We start from the raw sequence: 23191 nt of genomic DNA, 5'->3' as shown, positions 1-23191 counted from the left end.
GACCGAGCGAAGCAAAGGTCGGGTGAATCTACGCGATAGGTAAGCCGCATTAAAATCCTTTTAGTATTTTTGCCAAAATTTTAATTAATGTCTGCAAAAAATAAAGCTGTTTTTTTAGATCGCGATGGTGTGTTGAACCATGAACAAGGCGATTACATTCGCCGGGTAGAAGATTTTATTATTCTTGATAATTATGACGCGTTAAAGACTTTACAGGATAAAGGGTACCTGTTAATTGTAGCCACCAACCAGGGCGGCCTTGCCAAAGGCTGGTATACCGAAGAAGAGCTTGCCAAGATGCATACCAAGCTGCGCGAAGCCTACCATGAACACGGCGTGGAGTTTACCGATATGTTTTACTGCCCGCACCACCCCAACTTTACCGGCGACTGTGATTGCCGCAAACCCAAACCGGGCCTGCTGCTGCAAGGCATTGAAAAATATAACATCGATCCGTCAAAATCATATTTTATTGGCGACCGCGAACGCGATGTAGAAGCCGGAACCGCCGCGGGTGTTAAAGGTATTTTGATTGATAGCGACCAGCCGATAAGTACGGTGCTGGATATGATAGCTTAGTTACAACATGACAAAATACACCGCTTACTTAAAACATATCGATACCCTGATAGCCGCCATTATAGGCTACATCGTGATTTATATTTTTACAAGTTACAGCGGTGTTGGTATCTCCCCGGATTCTATCATGTATGCCAGTACGGCTAATAGCATACAGGCACATTGGTCGCTCTTAACATTTAACGGCACACCACTTACGTTTTTCCCGGTATTTTATCCCTTTTTTTTAGGGGTGATACAGTTTGTTACCGGGGTTAACGGTTTTATAGCGGGCTCTGTTATTAACTCGTGCCTTTTTGCAGCGGTGATATTTGTTACCGGCTGGATGATGGAACGGTTCATTACCCATGCCAGGATCTATAAAATATTGGTACTGACGGCTATTATACTAAGCCCGGCGCTGATAGAGATCTACAGTTTTTTATGGTCTGAGACGTTGTTTATACTGGAGGTAATGCTGTTTATACTGTCCTATCACCATTATATGCGCCTGCATAGTACCTTCTCCTTAGTAATGGTGGTGATCATTACCGCCATTGCCTGTATAACGCGTTATGCCGGTATTACCCTGATTGGCGCAGGCGGGTTAATGTTATTACTGGACGACCAGCTTACCATCCGCAGAAAAATAAAACATATCCTCATTTTAGGTTTTGGGTCGATATCCTTACTGGCCGGCAACCTGTTTTTGAACAGCCTTAACACCGGTTTAAGTACAGGTAAACGCCTGCCTTCTGTTACCTCTTTCAGCGAAAACCTGCACTATGCCGGCACCGTATTTTGCGACTGGGCCAGCTTCCATGAAAGTGCCGACAACTATGCCACAGCATTTGCTGCATTGGTATTAATAACGCTGATAGCCATTTTGGGCTGGAAAGCGCTTACGGGCCGCATTAACAGTTACGAGAACATAGTGATAGCTTATACACTGGTTTATGGTTTATTTATTGTCCTGCTGGCTACGTTTTCGCGGTTCGAGCGGTTAAACAGCAGGTTACTGTCGCCTATGTTTATACCATTATTAATGTCATGTACCAGTTGGGTGCCCGATGTATTGGTTACGCTGAAAAAGAAGGCCAAATACGTGTTAGCAGGCGTTGCTATATTACTAATGCTGGCTTTTGATTATTCGACCTTGCAGGTTGACCTTGAACGCTACGATGATGAACTGGATTATGGCGTACCTGGCTACTCGGACGACAGTTGGAACACCTCTCCTTTTGTAGCGTTTTTACGGTCACACAAGCATATTTTTAAACCGGGCGAGCCTGTGGTGTCCAATGCGGATGAGGCTGTTTATTTCTTTACCGGGATGTCGTCCACCCTGGTGCCGCACCGTTATTTTAAAAAGGATGTTGCGAAGTTTTATGAGCGGCAGCATTATTACTATATCTGGTTTAAAAGTTTGGATAATGTCGAGTTGATCAATATCCACGATATTGAAAAAGAACATAAATTAAAGCATCTGTACGATTTAAAGGATGGGACGATTTTTGAATACAATGGCGAAGAGATCAAATAAAAAAAGTCGACCATTTTACTATTTATTTTGATTTTAAAAACAACTGCCTATATTTGCAGCGCTTATCTATAGTTTTACTATATAAAAATGGGACTAAATAACATACATCAATTGCATCTGCACCATCACCACTTTGTGGTGATTAGATAATGTATGTTTCTACGCGAAATAACAACCCCCGTTTATAATTTTTATAGTAGTACCCTTAAATACACTCAGTGAAAACACTTAAAATAGCGATCCAGAAATCGGGTCGGCTCAACGAAAAATCTGTTGAATTATTAAAAAATTGCGGCTTAAATTTTGAAAATTATAAGAGCTCGCTTATCTCTCCTGTCTCTAATTTCCCGCTGGAAATTTTGTTCCTGCGCGATGATGATATCCCGGAATATGTACAGGACGGCATTGCTGATCTGGGCATAGTTGGCGAAAACGTTATTGAAGAAACCGAAGTATCTGTAAGCTACTTACAGCGCTTAGGCTTTGGTAAATGTTCGTTAAAAATTGCCATCACCAACAATAGCGATATTACCGAACTAAACCACCTTGAAGGCAGATCAATAGCTACCACCTACCCTGTTATATTAGGTAAGTTCCTGCAAAAGCAAAATATTCATGCAGATATCCGTACCATTTCGGGTTCGGTTGAAATTTCTCCGGGCCTGGGATTGAGCGATGCTATCTGCGACCTGGTATCAACCGGCGGCACATTAAAAAGCAATGGCTTAAAACCTTTTGCTGATGTAATGGCGTCCGAGGCAGTATTAATAGGATCGAAAGGCAGCGAAACGAATGACCTGGTACAAGAATTGATGCAACGCATCCAATCGGTATTACGTGCCAAGGAAACTAAATACGTGGTGCTGAATGTATTAAAATCTAATCTTGAAGGCGTATTGGCATTGTTACCGGGTGTAAAAAGCCCATCAGTACTACCACTGGCCGAAGAAGGCTGGGTTGCGGTACATACCGTAATACCCGAGCGCGATTTTTGGGACCGCATAAGCCAGCTAAAACAAGCCGGCTCACAGGGCATTGTGGTAATGCCGATTGAGAAGATAATACTTTAGCCCCCCTAACTCCCTACAGGGGGAACAATTAGTTGGGCACATAAATAAAACATTAAAAACTCCCCCTTTAGGGGGCAGGGCGGCTAATGAAGCAGTTTAATTATTCAGACTTAAGTAAACAGGATATCACCAGGCTGGTGCAGCGTAATGTTGACCCGGCTAATGAGATACGCGCTATTGTTGAGGAGGTTTTAGCCGCCGTGCAGCAAAATGGTGACCGTGCTTTGTTTGACTATGCTGATAAGTTTGACAAGGTTACTTTAAGCAAGCTGTACCTTGATAAAGCCGGGCTGGAAGAGATGGCGGCAACCATATCGCCCGACCAGAAAGCTGCTTTAGATATTGCTTATAATAACATCTATAAGTTCCACCAAACACAGTTAAAGGCCGAGGACAAGGTTGAAACCATGCCCGGCGTTACCTGCTGGCGCGAGTTACGGCCGATTGAAAAAGTTGGCTTATACATCCCCGGCGGCACAGCAGTTTTGCCAAGTACTTTTTTAATGCTGGGCATCCCGGCACGCATTGCGGGTTGCCATGAAATAGTAGTTTGCTCGCCGCCGCAAAAAAATGGTAAGGTTAATGCTTTTATTGCTTACGTGGCGCTATTATTAGGCATTGATAAGATCTATATGGCAGGCGGCGCACAAGCTATAGCGGCTATGGCTTACGGCACCGAGACAATTAGCAGGGTTGATAAGATCTTTGGACCGGGTAACCAGTTTGTAACCAAGGCTAAAACCATTATCCAGTCGACCACTACCACGGCTATAGATATGCCTGCCGGCCCATCGGAAGTATTGGTGATTGCCGATGAAACCGCTACGCCTGAGTTTATTGCCGCCGACCTTTTAGCGCAGGCTGAGCATGGTATTGATAGTCAATCCATATTGGTCACCACATCGGCAGCAATAGCTAACGCGACCTTAGCCGAAGTTGAGAAACAAACAGCCGTTTTACCGCGTGCCGAGATTGTTAAACAGGCGCTGGATAATTCATACATCGTTATAACAAAAACGTTGGATGAAGCCATGCAGTTCAGCAATGAATATGCGCCGGAACACTTAATACTCGCCACAGAGCACTGGTCACAGATCACTGGTCAAATCATCAATGCCGGCTCGGTGTTCCTAGGTAATTTAACACCCGAGAGTGTGGGCGATTATGCATCGGGCACTAACCACACGTTGCCCACAAGCTCATACGCAAGGGCATATTCGGGTGTATCGGTTGACTCGTTTGTGAAGAAAATTACGTTCCAGCATATTACGCCCGATGGCATAAAAAACATCGGGCCATCAGTAGAAATACTGGCAGATTTAGAAGGTTTGCACGCGCATAAAAATGCGGTAAGTGTGAGGATGAAGAAATAGAATATCAATAATTGTCATTCTGAGCATAGCGAAGAATCTCAAAACTATGCTTACGCCGCGCGGCAGATGCTTCGCCATGCTCAGCATGACAAATTACTTAAGACCATGTTTAATTTAAACAACATACTCAGAGAAAACATAAAAAACCTAACCCCCTATTCATCCGCACGAGATGAGTTCCAGGGTGAGGCCAGCGTGTATTTGGATGCGAATGAGAACGCTTTTGGTTCGCCGCTGGAAGATCAGTACAACCGCTATCCCGATCCATTGCAATACAACGTTAAAAAGCGTTTAAGCGAAATTAAGGGACTGCCTGTCCGCAATATATTTTTAGGTAATGGTAGCGATGAGGCTATTGATATCTTGTTCCGTAGCTTTTGTAACCCGGGTGTTGATAATGTAATTTTAGTACCACCTACCTATGGTATGTATGAGGTGTCAGCTAATATCAACGATATCCAAACTAAAAAGGTCTCGCTCACCGAAGAGTTCCAGCTGAATTTAGAAGGTATTGCCGAAGCTATAGATCAAAACACCAAGTTGATCTTTATCTGCTCGCCAAATAACCCTACCGGCAATTCCATTAATCGTGATAATGTAGAAACCCTGCTGAATAACTTTGACGGTATTGTGGTGGTTGATGAGGCTTATATCAACTTCAGCCGCCAAAAAACATTTATACAGGAATTGACCGAATATTCAAACCTGGTAGTGCTACAAACCCTCTCAAAAGCCTGGGGATTAGCCGGCCTGCGTGTAGGTATGGCCTTTGCCAGCGAAGAGATCATAGAGGTGATGAATAAGGTTAAACCACCATATAACATCAACGAATCATCACAACAGCTGGCTTTAAAAGCTTTGGCTAATGTTGAGCAGGTAAACGGCTGGATAAAGGAAACATTATTACAGCGCGATAAGCTGGTACTGGCTTTAAAAGCGTTTGATTTTGTGCTGGATATTTACCCAAGCGACGCCAATTTTATCCTGGTTAAAACAACCGACCCCAAGGGGATTTATAACTTCCTGGTACAAAAGGGTATTATTGTACGCGATCGTTCAAAAATTGATCTTTGCGAGGGCAGCCTGCGGATAACTGTGGGTACGCCGGCCGAGAATGAAACATTGATCGACACTTTAAAAAACTTTAAATGAGCAAGCTACAGAAACTACTTTTTGTCGACCGCGACGGCACCATGATCAAGGAGCCTGTTGATGAACAAATAGACTCGTTTGAAAAACTGGAGTTTTATCCCGGTGCTATCGAGTACCTGTCGAAAATTGCAACCGAACTGGAGTATGAATTGGTTATGATAACCAACCAGGATGGTTTAGGAACAGCCGCTTATCCCGAAGATACTTTTTGGCCGGTGCATAACTTCATCATCAAAACTTTTGCAAATGAAGGGGTAAACTTCTCGGCTGTTTATATAGATAAAACCTGGCCGGCAGATAATGCGCCTACCCGCAAACCGGGCACAGCGCTATTAACGCAGTATTTTGATACAACTAAATACGACCTGGCAAACTCCTACACCATAGGCGACCGCCGAAATGATGTTTTACTGGCGAAGAACTTAGGTGCAAAAGCAATCTGGCTAAATAATCAATCAAACTTAGGGGGTAACGAAGCGCAGAACAATACTGATATAAAAGATGTGGTTGCGTTAGAAACGACAGACTGGAAAAAAATATATGAGTTTTTAAAACTGGGCGAGCGTGTTTTTGAAAGCAAACGCATTACCAAAGAGACCGACATCTACGTAAAAATAAATTTGGACGGTACCGGCGAAGCCAAGGTATCAACCGGCTTGCATTTCTTTGATCATATGCTTGATCAGATCGCGCGTCACGGTAGTATCGATCTGGAAATAATCGCCAAAGGCGACTTACATATTGATGAGCACCACACCATTGAAGATACCGGCATCGCTTTAGGCGAAGTTTTTGCTGCCGCTTTGGGCAATAAAAAAGGTATTGAGCGTTACGGTTTTTGCCTGCCTATGGACGATTGCCTGGCGCAAGCCGCTATTGATTTTGGCGGGCGCAACTGGCTGGTTTGGGAAGCAGATTTTAAACGCGAAAAAGTTGGCGACGTACCAACGGAGATGTTTTATCATTTCTTTAAATCGTTTAGCGATGCTGCAAAAGCTAACCTAAACATTAAAGCCGAGGGCCAGAACGAACATCATAAAATTGAGGCTATTTTTAAAGTATTTGCCAAGGCAATAAAAATGGCCGTAAAGCGTGATGTAAATAACATGGTTTTACCATCAACAAAGGGGATACTTTAGGTCTCGCCCCCCTGCCCCCTAAAGGGGGAGAAATGTAACGCGAATAATGAATAAATATGTCTTCAATAGATAAAGAAAATATAACATCAAACATTACTCCCCCTTTAGGGGGGCGGGATGACTTGCGCGAAGGAGGGGGGCTTACTCCCCCTTCAGAGGGGAGCGACGGCCAACGCGGTGGCGGGGGGCTCGGAATAATTAGATACGGTGCCGGCAACATATTTTCGCTTACAGCAGCTTTAGAGCGATTGGGGATCCAGTATGGTATGGTACATACCGAGGCTGATATGGCACAGTTTGACCGGTTTATCATTCCGGGTGTTGGCCATGCGGGGGCAGCTATGGATAAGCTGACCAACTCTGGCCTGGTACCAGCTATAAAAGCATTGAAAAAACCAACGTTGGGCATATGTGTGGGTATGCAGTTATTAACTGATTATTCAGAAGAAGGTAATTCTGACCTGCTGGGCCTTTTCCCTATCAAAACGTTAAAATTTACTGCCGACCCAGAGCATAAAGTACCGCATACCGGTTGGAACAGGGTGTATGCCGAAAAGGAAAATCCACTTTTTAAAGATATTCCTGTTGGTTCACATTTTTACTTTGTACATTCATACTTTATTGAGTATGATAATAGTTATACTTTAGCCGCGACTGATTATAATATTAAATTTTCGGCATCAATTTGGCGCGACAACTTTTACGCTGTCCAGTTTCACCCGGAAAAATCGGGTGTTTATGGCGAAACATTATTAACTAACTTTTCAAAATTATAAAGACATGTATATAATCCCTGCTATTGATATTTTGAATAAAAAGGTTGTTCGCCTGCGTGAGGGAGACTATGAGCAAGTAACCAGTTATGATGTTACTTTAGAGGAGATGATTGAAAAATATCAGTCAAACGGCACTAATTTGATCCATATTATAGACCTTAACGGTGCTAAAAACGATTTTTCCAACCAGGAATATTTGTTTGACGTGATCCGTAAAACAGATATGCAGGTGCAATATGGCGGTGGTATCCGCAGTATTGAAAAAGTAAAAGAGCTGGTAGGCGCCGGCGTGCACCGGGTTATCGTGGGTACGCAAGCCTTAACTAATCCGATGTTTTTAGATGAACTAAGCAAAGCCCTTTGCGGTCGCGACAGATGCGCCGATAACGTGGTAGTTGCTATTGATGTATTGGACGAAGTAATCAAATATTCAGGCTGGATGGAAAGTTCGCCCATTAAATTAATGGATTATGTTGACAGGTGCTTGGCACTGGGCTTCTTCCGCTTTTTATGCACCGATATTAGCAAGGACGGCAAATTAGGCGGTGCCGGAGTTGATCTTTATGAAAAGCTGCTTGACCATTCGCCATTCATCAAACTAATCGCTTCCGGCGGTGTAAGCTCTATGGCTGACATCGAACAATTAAACCGCTTAAAAGTTGAATCGGTAGTGGTTGGTAAAGCCATCTATGAAGGTAAGATCAGCATTGAAGAAGTAAAGAACTGGAATTTAGAATCACTCATCTCAATATAAATATAATAAAGCGTCATTGCGAGGAACGAAGCAATCTCTACACATGCAAATTAAAATGCAGAGTTAAGAGATTGCTTCGTTCCTCGCAATGACGGTCGCTTTTAAACCCATGCTTAGTAAAAGGATCATACCCTGTCTCGACGTTAAAGACGGCCGTACCGTAAAAGGCGTAAACTTTGTCGACTTGCGCGATGCAGGCGATCCGGTTGAACTGGCCTGGAACTATTCGCGCCAGGGCGCCGATGAGCTGGTATTTTTAGATATTACTGCCACGCACGAGCGTCGTAAAACAATGGTGGAGCTTGTAAAGGCAGTAGCAAGGCAAATCAATATCCCGTTTACAATAGGTGGTGGTATTAATGAAATTGCTGATGCTGACGCGTTGTTAAATGCAGGTGCAGATAAGATCTCCATCAACTCGGCAGCGGTGCGTAACCCTGCATTGATAGACGAACTGGCTAAAGCTTTTGGTGTACAATTCGTAGTTATTGCGGTTGATACCCGTGTAAACAATGGCAAAAATATAGTCCACCTAAATGGCGGCCGCATCCCAACAGAAAAAGAAACTTTAGACTGGATAATAGAAGCCGCAAATCGTGGTGCAGGCGAGATACTGCTAACATCGATGGATCATGACGGCACCAAGGCCGGTTTTGATAATGGGCTGTTAAAGAAAGTGAATGACGCGGTGAATATCCCCGTTATAGCATCGGGTGGCGCAGGCTCGGTACAGCATTTTGTTGATGTGTTTGAGCAAACTAATGTTGATGCGGCTTTAGCAGCGTCGGTGTTTCACTATGGAGAGATATTAATACCTGATCTTAAAAATATTTTAAGGGACAGGAATATTGAAGTAAGATAAATATAAATGAATATAGATTTTAACAAAACAGACGGGCTGGTACCGGTTGTAATACAAGACGAACAAACCCTTGAAGTGCTGATGCTGGGCTACATGAACCAGGAAGCCTATGATAAAACCGTGCGGGAAAATATTGTTACGTTCTTCTCGCGCAGCAAACAGCGCTTATGGACAAAAGGCGAAACCAGCAACAACTTCTTGCATGTTAAAAGCATTCATTTAGATTGCGATAACGATACGCTGCTGATAAAGGTTAAGGCCGATGGCCCTACCTGCCACACCGGCGATAGGACCTGTTTTAAAACAGACTACAACCAAAATTTTATCCTGCAATTGGAGCAGATAGTAGCCGACCGGTATGAGAACCCGGTAGAAGGATCGTACGTAAATAAACTGCGCCAAAAAGGTTTAAATAAAATAGCGCAAAAAGTTGGCGAAGAGGGGGTTGAGACCGTAATTGCCGCCTTAGCCGAAACCGAAACAGACCTGATAAATGAAGCATCAGACCTGATGTTCCATTTAATAGTATTACTTCGCGAAAAAGGGCTAACCCTTGAAACCATCGCCAAAAATTTAGAGCAAAGACATAAATAGTGAGTAGAGGTTAGAGATCAGTGATTGGTTTTCACTACTCATTACCCACAACTCACCACCCACCAAATGATCACCGTACAAAAAGCCACCGAACTTACCGGGCACAGCAACCCCATTTTTGCGTTAACCTTATCGCAAAAGCCGGGTATTTTATTTACTGGCGGCAATGATAAAGGTGTGGTTGAGTGGAGCTTAAAAACCAACAGTTTTATTAAAGGAATGTTCCCGGTGGCGGCTTCAGTATATGCCATTCATTGCCCTGTGGGTTACCCGCTAATGTTTACCGGTTTACGCAGCGGCGAAGTGCTGGTATTTGATTTTATTAAACAACAACTGCTTCCGGGCCTCAGGCACCATCGCAAACCTGTATTTGATATCAAGTCGGTTAATAACAAAAAAGAGTTGTTGGTGGTTTCTGAGGATGGCACCGTATCCATTTGGAGCCTGGAAACCCTGCAGCTTGTTCATACCATAAAAGTTTCTGCGGATACGGTACGGTGCATCAGTATATCGCCTGACGAAAAACAGGTGGCTTTTGGCTGCCGAGATAATGACATTAAAATTTACGATCTGATTGACTATACACCAATAGCTACCTTAAAAGGCCATACCATGGCGGTGTTTTCGCTTCAGTACTCGTCGGACGGCAGTTACCTGGTATCAGGATCACGGGATGCGCAGGTTAAGATCTGGAATACTACCACTTTTGAATTAATGGAAAGCATTCCTGCTCATTTGTTTGCTGTGAACCACATTGCCTTCCACCCTGCCCAACCCTATTTTGCTACCGCCAGTATGGACAAAAGTATCAAGCTCTGGGGATCAGACGATTTTAAGCTCTACAAAGTCATTAGCCGTGAAAAAGGGTATGACACCCACCGTTTGTCTATAAACAAAATGGCATGGCATGATGGACAACTACTGTCGGCCAGTGATGATAAGAAGGTTATTATCTGGGATATTAATTTTTAATAAATCCGCCTAATAGCAGCCAGTTTATGTGTATAGCGACTTTGCTCTTCAGAAAAGATGCCTTTCTCGTCCAGGGCATCGATCTTAACTTTTCCTGATGCATGGATAATGTTTTCGCGGTTAAGCAGCATGCCAACGTGCGTTATCTTGCCGTCGGTATTTTCAAAAAATGCCAGGTCGCCAATAAGCGCGTCTGATAATGATTTGATTGGTGTGCCCTGTTCTGCCTGCATACTGGCATCGCGTTTTAATTGCATGCCTTTTAACTTAAATACCATTTGTACAAAGCCCGAGCAGTCAATACCAAAATGTGTACGGCCACCCCATAGGTAAGGTGTGTTTATAAATGATTTGGCAACAAGGTCAATGCTGTCGCTTTGTCCTATCTGGCCTATTATTTCAAATTTTTCTTTCTCCAGGTAGCAGGTAGTTCCGTTTAAGAACGAAAGCGAACTGCCGGCAGGTAAATACAATACGCTGTTGTCACGGATCTTCCAGGCCTGGGTTATAGCTTTATAAGTTAGCTTTGGCGGGGTTTGCAATAATTGCTGATAGTTTAAGTGCCCAAGCATGGTAAATTGCAGCCTGCTTACCCAACCCGGATAGTTATCGGTTGCAGTAACTATTTGTGCCCACCCCTCCTTCCATTCCAGGATCTCGAAGGCCTCACCAAATAACACCTGAGATACCATTTCGCTGCGCTCGCTGGGTTCGGCACGCATAGGCATTACAGCTAAATTGCAAATTCCGTATTCCATTGTAAATATCAGTTTGCTTGTACGTTAACTAAAATTAAATGTTTCACTCACAAAAAAGGGAACACATCTTATTGTATTCCCTCTTTAATATAGTATGTACTTATATTTATTTGTTATCCGTTTATGTGCAGCCAATCTTTCTTAGCTAACAATTCTTCACGGGTTTCGCGTACATTTTCATCATCCACACAGCAATCAACCGGGCAAACTGCCGCGCATTGGGGCTCGTCATGGAAACCAACACATTCTGTACATTTATCGGGTACAATGTAGTATATATCGTCTGATAAAGCTGCTTGTGTTTCTTCTGCATTTAATGTAACACCATCGCCAAAATCAATAACGCCTTTAAGGTCTGTACCGTCACTAAAACGCCAGGCAGCACCAGCATCATAAATAGCATTATTTGGGCACTCAGGTTCGCAAGCTCCGCAGTTTATGCATTCATCGGTGATTATAATCGCCATATTTTTAAAATAATCTTATATTCTCAATTACCTTTGTCCAAATAACAAAGTATGCAAATATAACAAAAAAAGAATTTGAGAGTTTGATTACTTACCATATATATGTCAAAAAACATCATTCAAGACCTAATTAATACATTTTCTGTACTTGGGCAACAATTATCTGCCCCCGATGAAGAACTGACCCAACTTATAAATACCGAACATATTTACAACGCCTGGTTCACACCCGAAAGCGTTACCAGTGCTGTAACATCCATAAGCAAAATGCTTAATGCGGATGACCTGTTTGCGTGGTTAAATAAATATGATCTAAGGAAAAACACTTCGCCAAAAAAAGTGGGGCTTATATTGGCAGGCAATATCCCATTGGTTGGCTTTCATGATGTATTGTGCGTGTTGGTTACAGGTAATCATGCATTAATAAAAGCATCAACACAGGATGCAAGATTGATTAAACATGTTTTACAAATGTTAGTAGCTATTGATGGCAGCTTTGCCGGCAAGTTTAGCTTTGTTGAACGCCTGGTAGATTTTGATGCGGTTATAGCTACCGGCAGTAATAATTCGTCACGCTATTTTGACTACTATTTTGGCAAGGTGCCAAACATTATCCGCAAAAACCGCAACAGCGTAGCCGTAATTACCGGCAATGAAACCAAAGAGCAGCTATATAACCTGGGCCATGATATATTTGATTATTTTGGTTTAGGCTGCCGTAATGTATCTAAATTATTTATCCCGAAGGGCTATGACCTGGCTACTTTTTTTGAGGCGATAGAGCCTTATAACGACATCATCAACCATAATAAGTACAATAATAACTATGGCTATAACCGGTCGATATTTTTGGTGGGTAGCGAGCAGCATCTGGATAACAACTTCCTGATATTAAAAGAAGATGAACGTTTGACATCGCCTTTGGCAGTATTATATTATAGTTATTATGATGATCTGGCATCAGTAGAAAAACAGCTTAATACCGACGCCGAAAATATCCAATGCGTAGTTAGCACCGCACCTTTACAGGTTAAAAGCCAGGTGGTTGATTTTGGCCAAAGCCAGCAACCCAAATTATGGGATTATGCCGATGGGATTGATACAATGGATTTCCTAACTTTAAGCTGAAAGCTAAAAGACTAAAGCTGAAAGCTAAAAGACTGAAGCTGAAAGCTTATTTTATAATATCATATAGCTTTCAACTAAAAAAGATAAATTTGATGCAGAAAGTAAAAGAAGCTTTTAGCTTTGTGCTTTCGGCTTACAGCTAATAAAATGTATGTAATAAAAGTTAAAGGCGTTGCCAAAATACCGGATTATGTACAGCTGCGCGACGACGAGTTTACCCTGCTGGCTTATTTCAGGGTTGACAGGCCCGAAAAATCGTTAGACAAAGTTGGCCTGGCTGATAAAGCCGAGTATATAATGAATATTGTTAAGGACCTGCCCTTTGGACAGATCTTAAAATTAGAACTATAAAGCAATGATAGGAAACACCATTATTAAGTTAAATAATGTTGATATATTTCAACAAAAACACCTGGTATTATCAAACGTTAACCTGCATATTGATAAAGGTGATTTTGTATGGCTGATAGGCCAAACCGGCTCGGGTAAAAGCAGCTTGTTAAAAGTTATTTACGGCGACCTGGCTGTTAAAGTGGGCACCGGCCATGCCTGCGGTTATGACCTGGATAAAATTACCGACAAGGATATCCCCTTCCTGCGCCGTAAGCTGGGTATAGTTTTCCAGGATTTTCAATTATTGACCGACCGCACGATTGAGCAAAACTTACAATTTGTAATGCGCGCCACCGGCTGGACAGACCCCAAACTAATTGCCGACCGTACATTGGATGTATTAGAAAAAGTGGGACTGCGCTCAAAGCTTAAAAAAATGCCGCATGAGCTGTCAGGCGGTGAGCAACAACGTGTGGTAATTGCACGTGCCTTGTTAAATGACCCGGAAATTATTTTGGCTGATGAGCCTACCGGCAACCTTGATCCGGATACATCAGAAGAAATTGTGTTGCTGTTAAAACAGATCAGCCAATCGGGCACCGCGGTAGTTATAGCTACGCACGATTACCATATCATCCGCACTTTCCCGTCGCGTATTATTAAATGCGAGAATGGTAAAGTGTTAGAGGACGCGCAGATAGCATAAGTCGATTTATTTTTACTTTGTACTTGCTTTAAACTTAACCTGGTTTGCCAGGTAAGCGGCAACCAAAATAATTACCATACCAATAATTTGGCTGGTATTTATTTGTTCGTCTGCTACAAGGAATCCTAATATAACGGCTATAACCGGGTTTACATAAGCGTAGGTGCCAACAACGGGCGCCGGTCTTCTTTCCAACAAAAAAAACATAGCGGTAAAGGCAACTATTGATCCGGCAATAGCCAGGTACAATACCGCACCCCACGAGCGCAACGTCACCTCGAAAAAACTAAATTCTTTCCACTCGCCTGTTACCAGGCCTACCAATAAACAAGCAATTGCGCCGCCTAATAATTGCCAGCCAATATTTTTATATAACGCCCCCGGCGCGTGGTTGTATTTATAATATAACGATCCGATTACCCAGCAAAAGCAAGCAGCTATGATTACTAAGGCTGCAATAACTGTCATTTGTGTTGAACCACCGCCAGTTATGGTTTGATTCTTAAATAATATCAGCACGCCTGCAAGCCCCAAAGCTATACTAAACAAGGTAAGCTTACTTCTAAAATAATCCCGCCAGTTTCTCCTGTCGGCAATTATATACCATATTGGCGCGGTTGATATCAGCACTGCCGTTAGTCCCGAAGGAACATATTTTTCTGCCCAAAATACGGCACCCTGCCCGCATGTCTGCATAAAGGAGCCAAGCATCAGGTTATTTATAACTGTCTTATCAAAAACAGGGGTACCTTTTATTTGAACAAATGCCAACATCAATGTAGCGGCAATTAAATAGCGTAGGCTTGCCATTATAAACGGCGGCATGCTTTCTATACCTATCCGGATAGCCAGGTAAGTTGTGCCCCATATAATATATACCGCGGCAAAAGCCAGCACTATTTTCCAGTCTGTTTTTGATGATGCCGCGCCCATGGCGGCAAAATATAAAAATGTGCTGAATAATCAGCGATTTTGACAATTACAAACTGACACAGCTGCGTAAAAAATAAAATTCGCTGTCAGCTTGTCGGTTTTACACTAATGGCAAGGTACTTGATTGGCACTATCAGCTATGAATTTTAACGATATGTTGAAGAAAAAAAAGACGGATACTTCAGAAACATCTGAAGCTATAAACGAGACTATTGACAATACTGCAGCCGCGCCGCAAACAGATGCGCCTGCGGAAAAATCTGCAGAAGATCTTTTAAAAGAAGAACTGTCATTAGCCAACGATAAATACCTGCGCTTATATGCCGAGTTTGACAACTTTAGGCGCCGCACTGTAAAAGAGCGTGAAGATGCACGCAAAATGGAAGGTAAAGATTTAATTACCAATTTATTACCGGTATTAGATGATTTTGAACGCGCTTTAAAAGCCACCGAAAACGCAACTGAAGTTGCACCGGTGAGAGAAGGCGTTTTACTGATCCAAAACAAGTTAAAAAACACGCTTACCCAAAAAGGGTTGTTGCCGATGGAAGCAATAGGCCAGCCTTTTGATGCCGACCTGCACGAAGCGATAACCAACATCCCTTCACCTACAGATGACCTGAAGGGAAAGGTTATTGACGAGATGGAAAAAGGTTATTATCTTAACGATAAAGTTATCCGCTTTGCTAAAGTTATAGTTGGAGCGTAAGTGACAATTATTGAATTATTGAGGGATTGAATTATTGATTTGATCAATCCTCACCCTCAAAAAAATTCAGTAATTCAATAATTCGATAATTCAATAAATAAAAATGTCAAAAAGAGATTATTACGATGTACTGGGCGTGTCCAAAGGTGCGGATGCTGATGAGATAAAGAAAGCTTATCGTAAGATGGCTATTAAATATCACCCTGATAAAAACGAAGGTGATAAAGCGGCCGAAGAAAAATTTAAGGAAGCGGCCGAAGCTTACGAAGTTTTAAGCAACCCCGAAAAGCGCCAGCGTTATAACCAGTTTGGCCATTCTGCTAATGCACAATCGGCAAATGGCGGCGGCTATGGCGGCCAGGGCATGAATATGGAAGACATATTTAGCCAGTTTGGCGATATTTTTGGCGGCGGCAGCCCCTTCGAAGGTTTCTTTGGTGGTGGTGGCGGTGGCAGGCAGCAAGGCGGCAGGCGTGTGGCCCGTGGCAGTAACCTGCGTATTAAAGTAAGGTTGACATTAGAAGAAATTGCCAACGGTACCGAAAAGAAAATAAAAGTAAACAAACAGATCATCTGCAAAACCTGCGAGGGTACTGGCGCTAAGGACAAATCGTCTTTCCAAACCTGTAAAACCTGCGGTGGCCAGGGCGCTGTAAGGCGGGTAACCAACACTATACTGGGCCAGATGCAAACTACCAGCACCTGCCCTACCTGTAACGGAGAAGGGTCTGTTATAACTTCAAAATGTAATGTTTGCCATGGCGATGGTGTTGTACGCGGCGAAGAAACCATCAGCTTAAATGTACCTGCCGGCGTTAGCGAAGGCATGCAGTTAAGCATGAGCGGTAAAGGTAATTTTGCCCCGCGCGGCGGTGTACCCGGCGACCTCATCATATTGATAGAAGAGATCCCGCATGAAACTTTAAAACGTGACGGTAACAATGTCATCTACGACCTGCACATCACCTTTATTGATGCGGCCTTAGGTACCAGCATTGAAGTACCAACCATCGACGGCAAAGCCAAGATCAAGATTGATCCGGGAACCCAGGGTGGTAAAATATTACGCTTAAAAGGTAAAGGTGTGCCGGAAGTTAATTCCTATCACCGCGGCGACCAGCTGATCCACATCAATATCTGGACACCGAAAGCGCTAAGCAATGAAGAGCGCGCGCTGTTAGAGAAACTGCAAAACTCGCCTAACTTTAAACCCAACCCGGGCAAAAACGAAAAGAGTTTCTTTGAACGGATGAAAGAATATTTTGAATAAAGGTAAAAGCTGAAAGGCAAAACGTTAAAGGCTTGGAATTTTAGGATTCTGAGCCTTTTTTGCGTTTTGATGTTTTTTATTGATGCAGGTAAAACTTTAATTCTATTTTTAACTTTATATCTAAGCCTATTTAACCAATATGGATGATAAAAAGCCGGTCCCTGTAATTTCTGTACAACAACGTGTCGCCGTAATGGACCTCGGCACCAATACCTTTCACTTATTAATTGCCGAAGGCAGCGCTGCTGATTATAAAGAGGTCGTACATGAACACGACCCGGTTAAACTGGGCGAAGGCGGTATAAACAAAGGCATTATCCAGCCGGCGGCTTATGAGCGTGGTATCAATACCATGCAAAAATTCAGAGATAATATTGAAAACCATGGTGTAAAAGATGTTAAAGCAATAGCTACCTCCGCTTTGCGAAACGCCTCGAACGGCCAACAATTTATTGCTGATGTAGCTGATAAAACCGGCATTCAAATAGAACTGATTGATGGAGAACAGGAAGCAGAATATATTTACAAGGGTGTAAAACTGGCCGGTGGCCTATCCGATAAAACCTCGCTCATAATGGATATTGGAGGCGGCAGTGTAGAGTTTATATTATGCAACGCAAACACCATCCTCTGGAAACAAAGCTTTGAGATAGGCGCCGCAAGGCTGATGGATAAATTCCATCGCACTGATCCCATTCCTGCCGAGTCGATCAATTCCCTTCATCTTTACCTGGAAGAACAGCTGACCACCCTTATCGCGGTAGCATCAAAATACCCGGTCGAGGCGCTCATCGGTTCCTCAGGTGCGTTTGAAACTTTTGTTGAATTAACAGCCTTAGAAAAAGGCAACTCTTTTGATCTCGCTATAAAAAATCACGACTTTGACTTACCAGACATCATTAACACTACCGACAAACTGATAGCCTCATCGCACGATGAACGCAAAAGTATGAAAGGGATTATCCCGATCCGTGTAGATATGATTGTTGTAGCTTCGCTGATGACGCGCTTTATTATCGAAAAGTTGGGCATCACTAATGTCTGCATGTCCACCTATTCTTTAAAAGAAGGTGTATTGGCTGAGATGATGAACGGGTAGGTTTTATTTTCTGCACTATCATGTGTATCTTGCTGTCCTTAACTGATACACATGAAATTAAAATTTACGCTGCTGGGCGTCGCCCTTTTATCCACTATTGCATCACAGGCACAAAGAAAGCCCCGTAACACCAGTAACGATACCATCAATTCAAACTATTATCCGGCCAGCCTATTTGCGCCGGGTTTTTATACCGAGAAGGGAAATGAAGTTCATTCGCCAAACGGCGACCCGGGCCCAAAGTACTGGCAAAACCGTGCCGACTATAAATTAAAAGCTAATATTGATACGGTTAGCAAAACGTTAACCGGCGATGCTACCATCACCTATACCAATAACAGCCCGGATGCGCTGCAATTTTTATGGCTGCAGATGGATCAGAACACCTATAAAAAGAATGCACGCTCAAACTTTGTAACGGGTAATCAGCCGGCTGCAACAGCACATACCAGCGGGTACCAGGTTGAATCCATATTGATCTCGCTAAACGGCAAGACAGAAAAAGCCTATTACGTAATTAATGACAGCCGCATGCAAATACGCCTGCCAGGTGCGTTGGCTGCTAAAGGCGGTAAGATTACCCTGTCAATAAAATATCACTATACTATACCCGGCGCTTTTGGCGGCCGTACCGATTATTGCGATACCAAAAACGGCAAGATCTATGAAATAGCGCAATGGTTCCCGCGGATGTGTGTATACGATGATACGCAGGGTTGGGACACCCTACCCTTTTTAGGAAGCGGCGAGTTTTATTGCGAGTATGGCGATATTGACTACAATGTCACCGTTCCATGGGATATGATCGTGGCCGGATCGGGCGAATTGATGAACCCTGCTGAAGTATTGACAGCTACACAGCTGGCCCGCTACAACCAGGCCCATAACAGCGATAAAACCATTATGATACGCAGTGCTGCCGAAGTTACCGACCCGGCATCGCGCCCGGTTAACAGGGGAACCCTTACCTGGCACTTTAAAATGATGAACACCCGCGATGTGGCGTTTGGGGCCTCTAAAGCCTTTATGTGGGATGCCGCAAGGATCAACCTTCCCGGTGGCAAAAAGTCGCTCTCCATGTCTGTATACCCTGTAGAGAGTGCGGGTAATGATGCCTGGGGAAGATCGACCGAATACCTGAAAGGCGCTATCGAATACTTCTCGGCCAAATGGTTTGTCTATCCGTATCCCTGTGCTGTTAACGAGGCCGGTATTGCCGGCGGCATGGAGTACCCGGGTATTCTGTTTGATGGCATTGGAGACAAGGGCAAGGATCTGTTCTGGGTAACAGCGCATGAGATAGGCCACAACTGGTTCCCCATGATAGTTGGCAGCAATGAGCGCCGCCATGCGTGGATGGATGAAGGTTTTAATACCTTTATTGATGTATACGCGTCTGACGTATTTAATAAAGGCGAATATGCGCCTAAACGCGATGGCGAATACGCTCCCGGCGGCGGTAACCCCGCCGATGAGATCATCCCGGCTATAACCGATCCTGAATCGCCAACCATTATGACCAACCCGGATGCGATACCCGAGAAATATCGCCATCCCCTAACCTATTTTAAACCTGCTTTTGGCCTGATATTGCTGCGCGAGCAAATTTTAGGCAAGGACAGGTTTGATTATGCTTTTAAAAACTATATCCAAAAATGGGCCTTTAAACATCCGCAGCCAAACGACTTCTTCCGATCAATGGAGAACGGTGCCGGCGAGGACCTTGCCTGGTTTTGGCGCGGCTGGTTCTATAATAATTATAGCCTTGACCTGGCGTTAATCAGCACCAAATATGTTGATGGTAAAGCACAAAACGGCATCCAGGTAACCATAGCCAACAAGCAACCAATGGCTATGCCTTTTACGGTTGAGGTTAAATTGAAGAATGGCAGTACAGAGCGCATTTACTTACCTGTTGAAACCTGGATTCAGAATAAAGCTACTACGTTTACTATACCAACTACAACCGAAGCCGAATCAGTAACTATTGATCCGGATAACGCGCTGCCTGATGTGAACAGGAAGAATAATGTTTTGAAGGTGAAGTAAGTTAACGAATTCACATCCGGGTGATCCACTTTAAAAAGTGGATCACCCGGATCACTATTTCTGTCTAACCTGTTGTAAATAAATGTTTTAACTTTTTGAGCGGATCACTTTGGATCACTCTTATTCGTCAGGACTATTGAGCTTAAATTTTACTTAATTTACTGGAAATCAAACAATTGTACAACCAGCATTTTTAGCCACTTTTTGATTAGTGGATCGCCCAAAGTGGATCACACCTATTTATAGTTTCACTAACGCCTGGTAGAGCTTTTCTGTAGGTAAACCAACCACATTGGTGTACGATCCGTCAATCTTTACAATAGCTGTAACCCCTACCCATTCCTGTATGCCGTATGATCCGGCTTTATCCATTGGTTTGTATTTAGTTACATAATTGATGATCTCGTCATTCGTAAGCGTACGAAACGTAACATCAGATACATCATAAAAACTATGGTATTGCTGTTTATAAAACAGGCAAACACCGGTAATAACCTGGTGCACTTTGCCCGAGAGCATCTGCAGCATTTCGATGGCATGTTGTTCGGTTTCGGGCTTTCCTAATATGTGGCCGTCAATGCTTACTATGGTGTCAGCAGTAAGCACCAGTTCATCGCCTACTGTTTCGTCAAACGCGGTAGCTTTTTTTTGAGCGATATATAAGGCAATCTCTTCGGGCGTAAGGTTATCAGGGTATGATTCGTCAACCTCTTTTAACACGATGCGGAAATCAAGGTCCATTAATTTTAACAGTTCTTGCCGGCGTGGCGATTTAGAGGCTAATATGATAGGTGGAAATTTATTCATAGTTTTTTTTACGGTGTAAAGTTAAGCTGTTTCACCGGCATGATGAAACAAATGAAACCGGCATAATATATTATTGGCTTAACCAATTGAACATAAATTGATTGTAAACATTCTATCAAATAAAATTCCTGACTTATAAGTACGTAAATAATTCATAAATTACAAATAGCTTAGTGGCATGATACGCCTAAACTATCGTTACATTTTACTGTTGTTAAATTTCTTACCAGCATTTTGCTTTGGGCAGGCTGTATACCAGGGGCAAGTTATAAACGCTATAACAGAAACCCCCGTTGGCGATGTTAACGTAACTTTAATAAAAGCGAAATCGACCACTAAAACTAATGAGCACGGTTACTTTAGGTTAATTGTTGATCATAACATAGCTAATGATACGCTGGCTTTTACCTACGTTGGCTATAAAACTTTTCTGTTGCCGTTATCGCTTTACCAAAACCAGATATTTATTCCGCTTACCCCGGCAAATAACCAATTGGCGCAGGTAAACATCCGCAGCGGCGAGCTTAAAACTGAAACGTTGGACAGGTTTGGTGTATCGGACATTAAAGATCTGATGAACGACTATTACGCGATCTATAGAACTGCCCCTTTTTATACGCCTGGCACTTTTGCCAAACTTTTTACAGCCCCGGCCCCTAACGCGCTGCTTACTACAATAGCACTGGGCAGGCGCGACCTGGATATCCCCGACAAATTGGTAAACTTCCCTTTAGCTACATCAAATAAGTATGCGCGCTTTTTAATACATGTTATGACGTGTGATACAATAAGCGGACAACCCGATCAAAAGATCTTCACAAAAGAGATAGTATTAAACGATAATTCTTTAAAAGTGACGATAGACCTGAAAGACGAAAAAATAGTAATACCTGCCGACAAATTTTTCATAGCGGTTGAGTGGCTAAAAGTAATACGTAACGAGGTTATTAAGCTGGATGTAGAAAATAAAGTAAGGCGGACAACAAAAAAAGGCAAACAATTGTTGCAGGACGCTTCTGAATACACCATCATGTATCAACCGTTCCTTACGTTATTTCCCGGCTCTAAACGCACCTATGGCTGGATATCAAAAGATAATGTTAAATGGCAACCAATGTCTACGAACTGGCAGCTTGCTTTATCTGCGACAGTAAGATATTAAAATATGAAAAAAGCGCTTTTAATAATAGCCTGCATTTTTTCTTTATACGCAAACGCGCAAGAAAAAATAAATACTTTTCATTTGATTGACGAGGATACACGCAAGCCGGTTCCATCAGTGTCTGTAGCCATTATAAGGGCCGGCCTATCTATCACTACCGAAAAAGATGGGGTGTTCGCCATACCCGGCGACCTGGATAAAATGCGGGATACCGTTATATTGTATGTACAAAATTATGCGGAACGCAAAATTCAGCTGCATCTGCTAAATGGATTGGATACCCTATGGCTAAAAAAATTGCCGGGCCCAACAGTAAGTAATATAAGGGTGAATGTAAAAGCTGATACCTTGTTAAACGACTACAGGAAAGAGGATGTTGGGTATTATACCGGCTTGCATAGCGGCGATAGCCCGTTTGGGTATTTGCAGCTGGCCCAACAATTTACTGTTGCAAAGGAAGGTACCATATTGAAAAATGTGACTATACACCGGCTGGCTTTTAACCTTAATTATGACTGGGCCGGAGGTAGGGACCGAGACCCTTACCAAAATAGGTATACAGAACTGGAGCACACCAAATTCAGAATCAGAGTATATGATATTGACCCTGCAACGGGTGCGCCGGGTAAGGACCTTTGTAATGAAACAATAGAAATTAAGGACCGGGATGAGAGTGGGGTGGGTACAAATTTAAAAACTTACAATATCATTATCCCCCATAAAACATTTTTTATAGCGGTAGAATGGCTGCGCGATTATTATAACATGACCTATACACGCGTGTATAACGCCGACTACAGGAAAATAAAAAAACTAACCAATTACAGGCCATCAATAGGCATATCGCCCATAAAAGGAGATAAATTAAATATATGGGCACTTAATTTAAAACATGAATGGAAACCTTTTACCGATTACTCGCCCGATTTTACAGATCTTGCTATAAAGGCGGTGATTAAATATTAATAACTTTAGTA

At 42.9% G+C, this 23191-nt stretch carries 24 protein-coding genes; 20 read left to right on the top strand and 4 right to left on the bottom strand.

The features are described from left to right. Positions 1-87 precede the first annotated feature (87 nt). The 11 genes from ABIB50_RS01420 (at position 88) to ABIB50_RS01370 (ending at position 10793) form a co-directional block, all read left to right on the top strand. The gene (locus ABIB50_RS01420) at positions 88-579 is read left to right on the top strand and encodes a D-glycero-alpha-D-manno-heptose-1,7-bisphosphate 7-phosphatase (RefSeq protein WP_429376617.1); all 492 of its coding nucleotides are present in this window, start codon (positions 88-90) and stop codon (positions 577-579) included. Positions 580-586: 7 nt separating this feature from the next. Continuing rightward, positions 587-2101: a hypothetical protein gene (locus ABIB50_RS01415; RefSeq protein ID WP_429376615.1), complete on the top strand. Its 1515-nt coding sequence runs from the start codon at positions 587-589 to the stop codon at positions 2099-2101. 218 nt (positions 2102-2319) lie between these two features. Next, a complete protein-coding gene (gene hisG, locus ABIB50_RS01410; RefSeq protein ID WP_429376613.1) occupies positions 2320-3171 on the top strand; it encodes an ATP phosphoribosyltransferase in 852 nt (283 codons plus the stop codon). An 86-nt stretch (positions 3172-3257) separates the two neighbouring features. Next, a complete protein-coding gene (gene hisD / locus ABIB50_RS01405) occupies positions 3258-4544 on the top strand; it encodes a histidinol dehydrogenase (RefSeq protein WP_429376611.1) in 1287 nt (428 codons plus the stop codon). Between the two features lie 105 nt (positions 4545-4649). Then, positions 4650-5696 (top strand): histidinol-phosphate transaminase, encoded by a 1047-nt coding sequence (hisC, locus tag ABIB50_RS01400; RefSeq protein WP_429376609.1) that lies wholly within the window; start codon positions 4650-4652, stop codon positions 5694-5696. Beyond that, the gene (gene hisB, locus ABIB50_RS01395) at positions 5693-6835 is read left to right on the top strand and encodes a bifunctional histidinol-phosphatase/imidazoleglycerol-phosphate dehydratase HisB (RefSeq protein ID WP_429376607.1); all 1143 of its coding nucleotides are present in this window, start codon (positions 5693-5695) and stop codon (positions 6833-6835) included. Before hisC ends, hisB begins: the two co-directional genes overlap by 4 nt. Before the next feature lie 56 nt (positions 6836-6891). Then, positions 6892-7611 carry an imidazole glycerol phosphate synthase subunit HisH gene (gene hisH, locus ABIB50_RS01390; RefSeq protein WP_429376605.1) on the top strand — a complete coding sequence of 240 codons (720 nt, stop codon included), beginning with the start codon at positions 6892-6894 and terminating at the stop codon, positions 7609-7611. Positions 7612-7615: 4 nt separating this feature from the next. Continuing rightward, the gene (locus ABIB50_RS01385) at positions 7616-8365 is read left to right on the top strand and encodes a HisA/HisF-related TIM barrel protein (RefSeq protein WP_429376603.1); all 750 of its coding nucleotides are present in this window, start codon (positions 7616-7618) and stop codon (positions 8363-8365) included. A 109-nt stretch (positions 8366-8474) separates the two neighbouring features. Then, positions 8475-9227, top strand: a complete 753-nt coding sequence (gene hisF, locus ABIB50_RS01380) for an imidazole glycerol phosphate synthase subunit HisF (protein ID WP_429376602.1) — start codon at positions 8475-8477, stop codon at positions 9225-9227. Positions 9228-9233: 6 nt separating this feature from the next. Continuing rightward, a complete protein-coding gene (hisIE, locus tag ABIB50_RS01375; protein ID WP_429376600.1) occupies positions 9234-9821 on the top strand; it encodes a bifunctional phosphoribosyl-AMP cyclohydrolase/phosphoribosyl-ATP diphosphatase HisIE in 588 nt (195 codons plus the stop codon). Between the two features lie 66 nt (positions 9822-9887). Further along, positions 9888-10793, top strand: coding sequence for a WD40 repeat domain-containing protein (locus tag ABIB50_RS01370; protein WP_429376598.1), 906 nt, complete (start codon positions 9888-9890; stop codon positions 10791-10793). Here ABIB50_RS01370 and ABIB50_RS01365 read toward each other — a convergent pair. Continuing rightward, positions 10790-11551, bottom strand: coding sequence for an NlpC/P60 family protein (locus ABIB50_RS01365; protein ID WP_429376596.1), 762 nt, complete (start codon positions 11549-11551; stop codon positions 10790-10792). The genes ABIB50_RS01370 and ABIB50_RS01365 overlap by 4 nt on opposite strands. Before the next feature lie 113 nt (positions 11552-11664). After that, positions 11665-12018 (bottom strand): 4Fe-4S dicluster domain-containing protein, encoded by a 354-nt coding sequence (locus tag ABIB50_RS01360; RefSeq protein WP_429376594.1) that lies wholly within the window; start codon positions 12016-12018, stop codon positions 11665-11667. 102 nt (positions 12019-12120) lie between these two features. On the opposite strand from ABIB50_RS01360, the gene ABIB50_RS01355 reads away from it, so the two are divergent. From ABIB50_RS01355 to ABIB50_RS01345, 3 genes are all read left to right on the top strand, one after another. Next, complete coding sequence (locus tag ABIB50_RS01355; RefSeq protein ID WP_429376592.1) at positions 12121-13146, top strand: acyl-CoA reductase; 1026 nt, start codon at positions 12121-12123, stop codon at positions 13144-13146. A 147-nt stretch (positions 13147-13293) separates the two neighbouring features. Next, positions 13294-13497: a fructose-6-phosphate aldolase gene (locus tag ABIB50_RS01350; protein ID WP_429376591.1), complete on the top strand. Its 204-nt coding sequence runs from the start codon at positions 13294-13296 to the stop codon at positions 13495-13497. Positions 13498-13501: 4 nt separating this feature from the next. Next, positions 13502-14185: a cell division ATP-binding protein FtsE gene (locus ABIB50_RS01345; RefSeq protein ID WP_429376589.1), complete on the top strand. Its 684-nt coding sequence runs from the start codon at positions 13502-13504 to the stop codon at positions 14183-14185. A 12-nt stretch (positions 14186-14197) separates the two neighbouring features. Here ABIB50_RS01345 and ABIB50_RS01340 read toward each other — a convergent pair whose 3' ends face one another. After that, positions 14198-15118, bottom strand: coding sequence for an EamA family transporter (locus ABIB50_RS01340; RefSeq protein WP_429376588.1), 921 nt, complete (start codon positions 15116-15118; stop codon positions 14198-14200). A gap of 154 nt (positions 15119-15272) precedes the next feature. Here ABIB50_RS01340 and ABIB50_RS01335 point away from each other — a divergent pair, with 154 nt between their 5' ends. From ABIB50_RS01335 to ABIB50_RS01320, 4 genes are all read left to right on the top strand, one after another. Next, on the top strand, positions 15273-15827 hold the full coding sequence (locus tag ABIB50_RS01335; RefSeq protein WP_429376586.1) for a nucleotide exchange factor GrpE: 555 nt from the start codon (positions 15273-15275) through the stop codon (positions 15825-15827). Between the two features lie 103 nt (positions 15828-15930). Next, the gene (dnaJ, locus tag ABIB50_RS01330) at positions 15931-17097 is read left to right on the top strand and encodes a molecular chaperone DnaJ (protein ID WP_429376585.1); all 1167 of its coding nucleotides are present in this window, start codon (positions 15931-15933) and stop codon (positions 17095-17097) included. 139 nt (positions 17098-17236) lie between these two features. Then, the gene (locus ABIB50_RS01325) at positions 17237-18196 is read left to right on the top strand and encodes an exopolyphosphatase (protein ID WP_429376583.1); all 960 of its coding nucleotides are present in this window, start codon (positions 17237-17239) and stop codon (positions 18194-18196) included. A 51-nt stretch (positions 18197-18247) separates the two neighbouring features. Beyond that, positions 18248-20245: a M1 family metallopeptidase gene (locus ABIB50_RS01320; RefSeq protein WP_429376581.1), complete on the top strand. Its 1998-nt coding sequence runs from the start codon at positions 18248-18250 to the stop codon at positions 20243-20245. 240 nt (positions 20246-20485) lie between these two features. Here the strand turns inward: ABIB50_RS01320 and ABIB50_RS01315 are convergent, their stop codons facing one another. Further along, positions 20486-21052 (bottom strand): Maf family protein, encoded by a 567-nt coding sequence (locus tag ABIB50_RS01315; protein WP_429376579.1) that lies wholly within the window; start codon positions 21050-21052, stop codon positions 20486-20488. 178 nt (positions 21053-21230) lie between these two features. On the opposite strand from ABIB50_RS01315, the gene ABIB50_RS01310 reads away from it, so the two are divergent. Together ABIB50_RS01310 and ABIB50_RS01305 are read left to right on the top strand one after the other, a co-directional pair. Continuing rightward, positions 21231-22214, top strand: a complete 984-nt coding sequence (locus ABIB50_RS01310; protein ID WP_429376577.1) for a carboxypeptidase-like regulatory domain-containing protein — start codon at positions 21231-21233, stop codon at positions 22212-22214. A gap of 3 nt (positions 22215-22217) precedes the next feature. Further along, positions 22218-23180 (top strand): hypothetical protein, encoded by a 963-nt coding sequence (locus ABIB50_RS01305; RefSeq protein WP_429376575.1) that lies wholly within the window; start codon positions 22218-22220, stop codon positions 23178-23180. Positions 23181-23191: the final 11 nt, after the last annotated feature.

Origin of the sequence: Mucilaginibacter sp. UYCu711 (assembly GCF_050433825.1) — a bacterium.
In the GTDB taxonomy this organism is placed as follows: Bacteria; Bacteroidota; Bacteroidia; order Sphingobacteriales; family Sphingobacteriaceae; genus Mucilaginibacter.
Note: the sequence above shows the minus strand (reverse complement) of the source record. Positions and strands in the feature narration are given on the sequence as shown.

Bases quoted from the DNA above. Each gene is read 5' to 3' on its own strand.
- ABIB50_RS01320 (WP_429376581.1), top strand. From the start codon at position 18,248: ATGAAATTAAAATTTACGCTGCTGGGCGTCGCCCTTTTATCCACTATT.
- ABIB50_RS01305 (WP_429376575.1), top strand. From the start codon at position 22,218: ATGAAAAAAGCGCTTTTAATAATAGCCTGCATTTTTTCTTTATACGCA.
- ABIB50_RS01355 (WP_429376592.1), top strand. From the start codon at position 12,121: ATGTCAAAAAACATCATTCAAGACCTAATTAATACATTTTCTGTACTT.
- ABIB50_RS01385 (WP_429376603.1), top strand. From the start codon at position 7,616: ATGTATATAATCCCTGCTATTGATATTTTGAATAAAAAGGTTGTTCGC.
- ABIB50_RS01340 (WP_429376588.1), bottom strand. From the start codon at position 15,118: ATGGGCGCGGCATCATCAAAAACAGACTGGAAAATAGTGCTGGCTTTT.
- ABIB50_RS01360 (WP_429376594.1), bottom strand. From the start codon at position 12,018: ATGGCGATTATAATCACCGATGAATGCATAAACTGCGGAGCTTGCGAA.
- ABIB50_RS01365 (WP_429376596.1), bottom strand. From the start codon at position 11,551: ATGGAATACGGAATTTGCAATTTAGCTGTAATGCCTATGCGTGCCGAA.
- ABIB50_RS01350 (WP_429376591.1), top strand. From the start codon at position 13,294: ATGTATGTAATAAAAGTTAAAGGCGTTGCCAAAATACCGGATTATGTA.
- ABIB50_RS01415 (WP_429376615.1), top strand. From the start codon at position 587: ATGACAAAATACACCGCTTACTTAAAACATATCGATACCCTGATAGCC.
- hisD (WP_429376611.1), top strand. From the start codon at position 3,258: ATGAAGCAGTTTAATTATTCAGACTTAAGTAAACAGGATATCACCAGG.
- ABIB50_RS01315 (WP_429376579.1), bottom strand. From the start codon at position 21,052: ATGAATAAATTTCCACCTATCATATTAGCCTCTAAATCGCCACGCCGG.
- ABIB50_RS01345 (WP_429376589.1), top strand. From the start codon at position 13,502: ATGATAGGAAACACCATTATTAAGTTAAATAATGTTGATATATTTCAA.
- hisB (WP_429376607.1), top strand. From the start codon at position 5,693: ATGAGCAAGCTACAGAAACTACTTTTTGTCGACCGCGACGGCACCATG.
- ABIB50_RS01370 (WP_429376598.1), top strand. From the start codon at position 9,888: ATGATCACCGTACAAAAAGCCACCGAACTTACCGGGCACAGCAACCCC.
- hisH (WP_429376605.1), top strand. From the start codon at position 6,892: ATGTCTTCAATAGATAAAGAAAATATAACATCAAACATTACTCCCCCT.
- ABIB50_RS01325 (WP_429376583.1), top strand. From the start codon at position 17,237: ATGGATGATAAAAAGCCGGTCCCTGTAATTTCTGTACAACAACGTGTC.
- hisC (WP_429376609.1), top strand. From the start codon at position 4,650: ATGTTTAATTTAAACAACATACTCAGAGAAAACATAAAAAACCTAACC.
- ABIB50_RS01420 (WP_429376617.1), top strand. From the start codon at position 88: ATGTCTGCAAAAAATAAAGCTGTTTTTTTAGATCGCGATGGTGTGTTG.
- ABIB50_RS01335 (WP_429376586.1), top strand. From the start codon at position 15,273: ATGTTGAAGAAAAAAAAGACGGATACTTCAGAAACATCTGAAGCTATA.
- hisIE (WP_429376600.1), top strand. From the start codon at position 9,234: ATGAATATAGATTTTAACAAAACAGACGGGCTGGTACCGGTTGTAATA.
- ABIB50_RS01310 (WP_429376577.1), top strand. From the start codon at position 21,231: ATGATACGCCTAAACTATCGTTACATTTTACTGTTGTTAAATTTCTTA.
- hisF (WP_429376602.1), top strand. From the start codon at position 8,475: ATGCTTAGTAAAAGGATCATACCCTGTCTCGACGTTAAAGACGGCCGT.
- dnaJ (WP_429376585.1), top strand. From the start codon at position 15,931: ATGTCAAAAAGAGATTATTACGATGTACTGGGCGTGTCCAAAGGTGCG.